Consider the following 8,032-nt stretch of genomic DNA (forward strand, 5'->3'; position numbering starts at 1 on the left):
CGCCTGTTTCGCGGCGGCCATCGTGGAGGGCGGCCCCTGCACCAATGTCGACAAGTCCGTGAAAGAGACCGGCGAGACCTACCGACTGAACGCCCAGTACAAGTTCGACGACGATCGAATGGTCTACGTCACCTACTCGACCGGCTTCCGACCCGGCGGCATCAACCGGCGCGGCACGCTGCCGCCCTACAAGTCCGACTTCCTCAAGAACATGGAGATCGGCTGGAAGACCACCTGGCTGGGCGGTGCCTTGAGATGGAACGGGGCGGCCTATTCCGAGAAGTGGGACGATTTCCAGTTCTCGTTCCTGGGCGCGAACGGCCTGACCGAGATCCGCAACGCCGGCAAGGCGAAGATGCGCGGCGTCGAGTCCGACATCAACTGGCTGGCGGCGGAAGGCCTGACCCTCACCGCCTCGGGCGCCTACACGAAGGCGGAGCTGGACGAGGACTATGTCCCCGACCCCAGCGCCCCGCCGGACGCCTTGAAGGGAACCTCCCTGCCGGTCACGCCCAAGTTCAAGGGCAACCTCACGGCCCGCTACGAGTGGCCGGTCGGCGAAATGGACGCCCACGTCCAGGGAGCCTTGGTCTATAACGGCTCGAACTTCCCGGACCTGACCATCGCCGACAGGGCGGTGATCGGAAAGGTCCCCTCCTATTCGACGGTCGATCTGACGGCCGGGTTGGACAAGGGCTCCTGGCGTGTCGAGGCCTATGTGAAGAACCTGCTCGATGAGGACGGCCAGATCGACCGGTCGGTTCAATGCGCCTCGTCGGTCTGTAGTACGGTCTATGTAAGCCGGATCCGGCCCAGGACCATCGGCCTGCGCTTCGGACAGTCGTTCTGAGCGGACGGTTCTCTCGCGAGCTCGCCCCGAACCGCCGCCAGGCGCTGATCGAGGCGACGCTCGCGAGCCTCGCCGCCCGGGGCCTCGGCGCGGTGTCGGTGCGCGACGTCGCCGTCCGCGCCGGCGTCTCGCCGGGTCTCGTGCGGCACCATTTCGGAAGCTTCGGCGCCCTGCTGGTCGAGGCCTATCGTCATGTGGTCCAGCGGGTGGACGATCATATCGACACAGCCATGGCTGAGGTCGGCGAGGATCCCGACCGCCGGCTGGCGGCCTTCATCGCGGCCAGCTTCTCGCCCACCATCGTCGACCGCGATCTGCTGTCGGCCTGGCTGGGCTTCTGGGGCCTGATCCGCAGCGACCCCGACGCCGCGCGCCTGCACGCCGAGAACTTCGAGGCCTATCGCGGGCGGATCGAGACGTTGCTGGCCGCCGCGGCCAGGGCCCGGGGCAGGGGCGTCGACGTGCGTGCCGGTGCGCTCGGCCTCTCCGCCATGCTGGATGGGCTCTGGCTCGAACTCTGTCTGGACCCGGCCACCTTCACCCCCGACGAGGCCATCGGCTTCGCCGCCGATTGGACCGCCCGCTTCCTTGAGGGCGGAAACCCGGTCTAGCTCTTGCGTCGATTGTCTTGTTATACGAATGTATAACAACCTCGATATGGGATCGCCGCCATGAAGTCCGAGGTCGAGCACAGCCTCCCGTCCTGGATCTACAGCGATCCCGGCTTCTTTGAGCGCGAGCGCGGAAGCGTCTTCCGCAGCGCCTGGCAGGTGGTCTGCCACCTCAACGACGTGCCGAACGCCGGCGATTACCAGACCCTGGATTTCCTCGGTGAGCAGGTTCTGGTCCTGCGTGGCGACGACGGCCAGGTGCGCAGCTTCCACAACGCCTGCAGGCACCGCGCCGCGCGACTGGCCGACGGCTCGCACGGCAACTGCGGCCATCGGCTCGTCTGTCCCTATCACGCCTGGAGCTACGGCCTGGACGGGCGGTTGCTGCGCACGCCGCCCTGGCAGGGGTTCGGCGACCTCGATCTCAGCCAGCACGGCCTTGCGCCGGTGGAGCAGGAGGTCTTCCTGGGCTTCGTTTTCGTCCGCTTCGCGCCGGGCCTGCCCAGCGTCGCCGAGATGATGGCGCCCTATCTGAACGAACTGGCGGCGCATGGGTTCGAGACCCTGGTCCCCCAGGGCCGGGTCACCCTGCGGCCGCGCTCCGTCAACTGGAAGAACGTCGCCGACAACTATGCCGACGGCATGCACATCCCGGTGGCCCATCCGGGCCTGACGCGCCTGTTCGGTCCCAGCTACGCCATGGAAGCCCAGCCCTGGGTCGACAAGCTCTGGGGCGATATCAGCGAGACCCCGTCGTCCAACTGGGTCGAGCGCGGCTACCAGGCCCTCCTGCCCAATTTCGACCATCTGCCGGCCGGCCAAAGCCGCCGCTGGAGCTACTACAAGCTCTGGCCCAACCTCGCATTCGACGTCTATCCGGATCAGGTCGACTTCATGCAGTTCATCCCGGTCTCACCGCAGGAGACCCTGATCCGCGAGATCTCGTACGCCCGGCCTGACACACGCCGCGAGGCCAAGGTCGCCCGCTACCTCAATTGGCGTATCAACCGCCAGGTCAACGCCGAGGACACCGTGCTGATCCAACGGGTCCAGGACGGCATGGGCTCCTCGTCCTATGTCAGCGGCCCGCTGTCGCCCGACGAGGTCTGTCTGGCCAGCTTCGCCCGCAGGCTGAAGGCCGAGATTCCCGAGGCGGCCCTGCCGCATCCTCCTGCCAAGGCGGCCTGACATGGCGAGCGAACGCGACATCCTGATCGTCGGCGGCGGTCACAACGGCCTGGTCTGCGCGGCCTATCTCGCCGCGGCCGGGCTCAAGGTCACCGTGCTGGAACGCCGCGACGTGGTCGGCGGCGCCGCGGTGACCGAGGAATTCCACCCCGGCTTCCGTAACTCCGTGGCCAGCTACACCGTCTCCCTGCTCAATCCGAAGGTCATCGCCGACCTGGAGCTTCATCGCCACGGCCTGAAGATCGTCGAGCGCAAGGTGTCGAACTTCCTGCCCGTGCCCGGCGGCTACCTGGCCACAGGCGAGGGCCGGACCAAGTCCGAGGTCGCCAAGTTCTCCCAACGCGACGCCGACCGGCTAGACGCCTATGGCGACCGCTTGGAAGCCATAGCCGACGTCCTGCGCGACCTGGTCCTGCAGACCCCGCCCAATCTGGTGGAGGGTGGTCTGGCGCAGGCCATTCCCGAACTGCTGAAGAGCGCCAGCCTGGGCCGCAAGCTCGGTCACCTGGACATGACCGCCAAGCGCGACCTGCTGGCCCTGTTCGCCCAATCGGCGGGCGACTGGCTGGACGGCTGGTTCGAGAGCGATCCGATCAAGGCGGTCTACGGCTTTGACGGAGTCGTCGGGAACTACGCCAGCCCCTATACGCCGGGCTCGGCCTACGTCCTGCTTCACCACGTGTTCGGCGAGGTGAACGGCAAGAAGGGCGCCTGGGGCCACGCCATCGGCGGCATGGGCGCCATCACCCAGGCCATGGCCGCCTGCTGCCGCGAGCGCGGCGTGGAGATCCGCACCGGTGTCCCCATCGCCGAGATCCTGGTCGAAAAGGGCAGGGCGGTCGGCGTGGTGACCGAGAAGGGCGAGACGATCCGCGGCCGCGCCGTAGTCTCCAACCTCAATCCCAAGCTGCTGTTCGGCAAGCTGGTGGACCGCTCCTATCAACCCGCCGACTTCGCCGAGCGTATCGACCGCTATCGTAGCGGCTCCGGCACCTTCCGCATGAACGTGGCGCTGTCCAAGCTGCCCGACTTCACCTGCCTGCCGGGAACCGGCGACCACCTGACGGCCGGCATCATCCTCGCGCCCAGCCTGGCCTATATGGAACAGGCCTACGCCGACGCCCGGGCCCACGGCTGGTCCAAGGCGCCCATCGTCGAGATGCTGATCCCCTCCACCCTGGACGACAGCCTGGCGCCGACCGGACAGCATGTGGCCAGCCTGTTCTGCCAGCACGTCTCTCCGGTGCTCTCGGGAGGCCGATCCTGGGACGACCATCGCGAGGAGGTGGCTGATCTGATGATCGCTACCGTCGAGGCCCAGGCCCCTGGCTTCGCCGCCTCGGTAGTGGGCCGACAGGTCTTGTCGCCGCTCGATCTTGAGCGCACCTTCGGCCTGAGCGGGGGCGACATCATGCACGGCAATCTCAGCCTGGATCAGATGTTTTCCGCGCGTCCCGTGCTGGGCGCCGGTGACTATCGCACCCCTATCGCCGGCCTCTACCAGTGTGGCGCGGGCACTCACCCCGGCGGCGGCGTCACCGGAGCGCCCGGCCACAACGCCGCCCGCGAGATCGTCAAGGACGCCCGCCGCGGTCGGCTGAAGACCGCATGAGCCACATGCCGGACGGCGCGGCGGCGGACGCTCCCTCCGGCCCAGGCTTCACTCGCGGCCTGGGGCCTGTCGCCGCGACCTTCCTGGTGGCGGGAAACATGATCGGCTCGGGCGTCTTCCTGTTGCCCGCGTCCTTGGCGGCGATCGGCAGCGCCAGCATCATCGGCTGGGCCGTGGCCTCGGTGGGCGGGCTGATCCTGGCCCTGGTCTTCGCCCTGTTGGGAATCATGCGGCCGGACGTGAACGGCCTGGTCCGCTATCCGGCCGACGCCCTGCATCCCGTGTTCGGTTTCCTGTCCTGGGGCGCCTACTGGTTGGGCGCCTGGGTGGGCAATGTCGCCATCGCCATCGCCGCCGTGGGCTATCTGGCGGTGTTCCTGCCCGGCCTGATCGGACCGGTCGCGTCGCTGGCGACCACCTTGGCGATCATCTGGGCGATGGTGGCGGCCAATCTCTGGGGGCCGCGCGCGGTCGCCTGGCTGGCCGGCTCGACCCTGATTGTCGGCCTCGTGCCGATCCTGGCCGCCATAGCCCTGGGCGTCCTCAACTTCGATCCCGCGATCTTCTGGGGGTCTTGGAACGTCAGCGGCCAACCGCTCAGCCAGGTGGTTCCGGGGTCGCTGGTGATGATCTTCTGGGCCTTCATGGGTCTGGAGAGCGCCAGCGTCGCCGCCGCCGCCGTCGACGATCCCCGGCGCAACCTGCCCATCGCCGCGCTGAGCGGCGTGGCGCTGGCCGCCGTCGTCTATACCGCCGCCACCGCCGCGGTGATGGGGGTGATCCCGGCCGGGCGGCTAGCGGCCTCCACCGCGCCCTTCGCAGACATGGTCGCCATGGCCGCCGGACCGGTCGCCGGCGCCGTGGTCGCCGCCTGCGCGCTCGCCAAGACCCTGGGCACCCTGGGCGGCTGGGTGCTGGTCGCCGCCGAGGCCGGCCGCACGGGCGCGGCGAGCGGCTATCTGCCCAGAGCACTCTCCAGCCGCGGCGTGCGCAACACCCCGGTCCGCGACATTCTCCTGGTCGGCCTCCTGATGTCGCTGGCCGCCCTGGCGACGCTTTCGCCAACCCTGACCACCCAGTTCAACGCCCTGATCAACGCCTCGGTCCTGATGATCCTGGCGGTCTACATCCTCTGCGCCCTAGCGCTGGCCCGCTTCGCCTCGGCGATCGAGCGCCCCGGCCGCCGATGGGCGGTGCGAGCAATCGGCGTGGCGGCGGCGGCCTTCTGCGTGTGGATGATCCTCGCCTCGCTCTAGCGCGACGTCGCCACGCTTTTGATCAGCCGAAAGTCGAACTCCACCGCCTCGGCGAAGGCCGTCGTCGAGATCCGCTCATCCCGGCCATGGGCCCTGTTGTCGTCCGCATCGCTCCAGATCGCCCCCACCGCATAGCTCGGAATGCCCGCCGCGCGGGTGAACAGGCTGTCTGTGGCGCCCAGGTCCATGTGGGGCGCCACGGAAACACCTGGCCACATGTCCTGAACCACCTTTGTCAGCCGGGTCATGAGGGCCGCGTCATAGGGCGAATCCCGCGCCGGCGCGGCGGGGGAGGTGACGCTGACCGCGATGTCCGGATCGGCCAGAGCCTCGACAAGCCTGGCGCGCACCGCCGCCTCGCTGTCGGTTGGGATCATCCGGCACTGGATAACCGCCCGCGCGCGTTGGGGCAGGGCGTTCTCCGCATGTCCCCCCGAAAGGCCGGTGGCGACGCAGGTGGTCCGCAGCCGTGCATTTCGGGCGGGCGCCGCGCTCAGCCGCGCCGCGGCGGCCAAATCGGGCGGTTCACGCGAGACCGCCAGCATGTCGGCCGCCGTCTGCCCGCTCTCGCGTTTCGCGCTTTCGGCGAAGAAGCCACGAGTGGTCGGCGTGGTGACGACGGGAAAGACAAGGGCCTCGATCCGCGTCAGCCCGCGCGCGAGGCGGTAGATCGCGTTCTCGGGTTCTGGGACCGATGAGTGTCCGCCCTTGTTGGTCGTTTCCAACTGGAAGGTGACGTAGATCTTCTCGCTGGTCTGGACCCCATAGGACAGGCGCTGGCCGCCGCGCAGCGATCCGCCCCCGCCGTCGCTGTTCAGGACAAGGCCGGCGTCCACCAGCGGCCGCTGCGTCTTCAACAGCCAATCCACGCCATTGGCGTCGCCGCTTTCCTCGTCGCTGGTGAATGCGAAGATCATGTCCCGGTCGGGGACGAAGCCGTCCTGCTTCAGGCGGATCAGGGCGGCCAGCAGGGCCGCGATCTCGCCCTTCATGTCCTGCACCCCGCGGCCGTACAGCCAGCCGTCCTTCTCCGTCAGCGCGAAGGGCTCGAGCGTCCAGTCCTCGCGCTTGGCCTCGACCACGTCCAGATGGCTGATCCAGAGCACCGGCTTGGCCTTCGTCGCCTTGGCGCGCAGGCGCGCGATGACCTGACCCTGGGTCGGATGCCCTGGGATGGTCAGCAGGGTCACATCGGCGGGCGCGAACCCCGCCGCCAGCAGCCGCGTCCGGATCGCCTCGGCCGCGGGAAGGGTGCCATGGTCGTGCACCGTGTTGATGGCGATCAGCTCGCTCAGGATCTCGCGCGCCAGCGCCAAATTCGCCGGCGGCGATGTCTGTGCCTGCGCGGCGCCGCCGAATAGGAGGGCGGCGAACAGTCCCGAGATCAGGCTCCGATGGCGGTTCATGCCCGTTCCCCACATCCGACGCGCCCGGCTCGGGCCGGACAAGTCTGGGGCCGTCGCCGGCGACTGTCCACGACGCGAGGCCACAGAACCGACCAAGTCTGCGTCGAGATTGCGCGCCTCGGCGGGGGCCGACCCCAACCGCCAATGCGCGACCGTTGACGGTCGTGGAGAGTTCCATGACGCCGCCGCAGGACGACCCCCCGAACGCTCCGCCCGCGACGGGCCCATTTCCATCCAACAGCCCCTGGGGCGGGCAGCCGCGGCCGGTGTTCCGCATCGGACCGCTCCCCACGGGTCAGTCCGCGCCCGCGCCACCGGTCGCAGCGCCGCGACTGGCCTATGTGGCGCCCATCCCCCGGGCAGGGGGCCAACGCTCCCGTGTGCTGACCAGTCCGGCCCTGTCGGTCGCCCCGCCGCCGACGAGGCCGGCGATCGTCCCTCCGCCCGTCGCCCAGCCGCCCGTCGCCGAGCCGTCCGAGGCCGCGCCGCGCGAGGTCGCGCCGAAGGAGAACGCCGCGCCGGCGGCGCCCGGGCCAGTCTTCCCGCCGTCGCCGCGTCGCGCGGCCCGACTCGCACCCAATCGGGCGCCGTTGATCCTGGGGATGGGGGCTGCGGCCCTGGCCGCCGTCGGCGCCGTGGTGCTGCTCGCCGCGCGCCAGGGCGGTCAAGCGGCTGTGCGCGCGCCGCCTCCAGCGACCTCAGCGCCGGTGGTCGTTCAGGAGCAGCGGCAGGCTGTCGTCGCAGCGCCGCCTGCGAGCGGAGCGATCCCGGCCCCGACCACCATTCCGGCGTCCGCGTCGCGCCCATTGGTGCGGCGCACCGTCGCGTCTCCGCCGGTGGCTCCACCTCAGCCGGCCGCCATTCCCACCGCGCCGCTTGAAATTCCGACGCTCTTGGCGCCGATCGCCGCACCGCCGGCGGCGCCCGTCGTCCTGGCGCCGCCGCCCGACCCTGAGACGCCCATGACGACCCGCGGGCCGAACGACCGGTAGAGCTTGTTCTGCAAGGGGGTGGCTCACGAGTCACCCCGCGCGCCTTGACTTGGACGGGATCGACTCCCATCTCCCCGCCAGCGAAGGGACGCGACCGAAATTCGGGCGCCCTGCCGC

At 69.5% G+C, this 8,032-nt stretch carries 7 protein-coding genes; 6 read left to right on the forward strand and 1 reads right to left on the reverse strand.

Going from position 1 to position 8,032, the window contains the following annotated elements; translation table 11 throughout:
- From RMO04_RS05710 to RMO04_RS05730, 5 genes are all read left to right on the forward strand, one after another.
- Positions 1 to 850, forward strand: an 850-nt coding sequence (locus tag RMO04_RS05710; RefSeq protein WP_309643825.1) for a TonB-dependent receptor, incomplete at its 5' end; no start/stop codon positions are given.
- Positions 847 to 1,461 (forward strand): TetR family transcriptional regulator C-terminal domain-containing protein, encoded by a 615-nt coding sequence (locus RMO04_RS05715; protein WP_309643831.1) that lies wholly within the window; start codon positions 847 to 849, stop codon positions 1,459 to 1,461. The genes RMO04_RS05710 and RMO04_RS05715, both read left to right, overlap by 4 nt.
- 60 nt (positions 1,462 to 1,521) lie before the next feature.
- Entirely contained in the window at positions 1,522 to 2,649 is a 1,128-nt protein-coding gene (locus RMO04_RS05720) for an aromatic ring-hydroxylating dioxygenase subunit alpha (protein ID WP_309643826.1), read from the forward strand.
- Between the two features lies 1 nt (position 2,650).
- Positions 2,651 to 4,261 (forward strand): NAD(P)/FAD-dependent oxidoreductase, encoded by a 1,611-nt coding sequence (locus RMO04_RS05725; protein WP_309643827.1) that lies wholly within the window; start codon positions 2,651 to 2,653, stop codon positions 4,259 to 4,261.
- Positions 4,258 to 5,517: an amino acid permease gene (locus RMO04_RS05730; RefSeq protein ID WP_309643828.1), complete on the forward strand. Its 1,260-nt coding sequence runs from the start codon at positions 4,258 to 4,260 to the stop codon at positions 5,515 to 5,517. The genes RMO04_RS05725 and RMO04_RS05730 overlap by 4 nt, the downstream gene beginning before the upstream one ends.
- Here RMO04_RS05730 and RMO04_RS05735 read toward each other — a convergent pair.
- On the reverse strand, positions 5,514 to 6,923 hold the full coding sequence (locus tag RMO04_RS05735; protein WP_309643829.1) for a M20/M25/M40 family metallo-hydrolase: 1,410 nt from the start codon (positions 6,921 to 6,923) through the stop codon (positions 5,514 to 5,516). The genes RMO04_RS05730 and RMO04_RS05735 overlap by 4 nt on opposite strands.
- A 176-nt stretch (positions 6,924 to 7,099) precedes the next feature.
- Between RMO04_RS05735 and RMO04_RS05740 the strand changes: the two genes are divergently transcribed.
- Positions 7,100 to 7,915, forward strand: coding sequence for a hypothetical protein (locus RMO04_RS05740; protein WP_309643830.1), 816 nt, complete (start codon positions 7,100 to 7,102; stop codon positions 7,913 to 7,915).
- Positions 7,916 to 8,032: the final 117 nt, after the last annotated feature.

This window comes from Phenylobacterium sp. (genome assembly GCF_031412415.1).
GTDB lineage: Bacteria > Pseudomonadota > Alphaproteobacteria > Caulobacterales > Caulobacteraceae > Phenylobacterium.

Excerpts from the sequence above, each read along its gene's own strand:
- RMO04_RS05725 (WP_309643827.1), top strand. The coding sequence starts at position 2,651 with ATGGCGAGCGAACGCGACATCCTGATCGTCGGCGGCGGTCACAACGGC.
- RMO04_RS05730 (WP_309643828.1), top strand. The coding sequence starts at position 4,258 with ATGAGCCACATGCCGGACGGCGCGGCGGCGGACGCTCCCTCCGGCCCA.
- RMO04_RS05740 (WP_309643830.1), top strand. The coding sequence starts at position 7,100 with ATGACGCCGCCGCAGGACGACCCCCCGAACGCTCCGCCCGCGACGGGC.
- RMO04_RS05720 (WP_309643826.1), top strand. The coding sequence starts at position 1,522 with ATGAAGTCCGAGGTCGAGCACAGCCTCCCGTCCTGGATCTACAGCGAT.
- RMO04_RS05735 (WP_309643829.1), bottom strand. The coding sequence starts at position 6,923 with ATGAACCGCCATCGGAGCCTGATCTCGGGACTGTTCGCCGCCCTCCTA.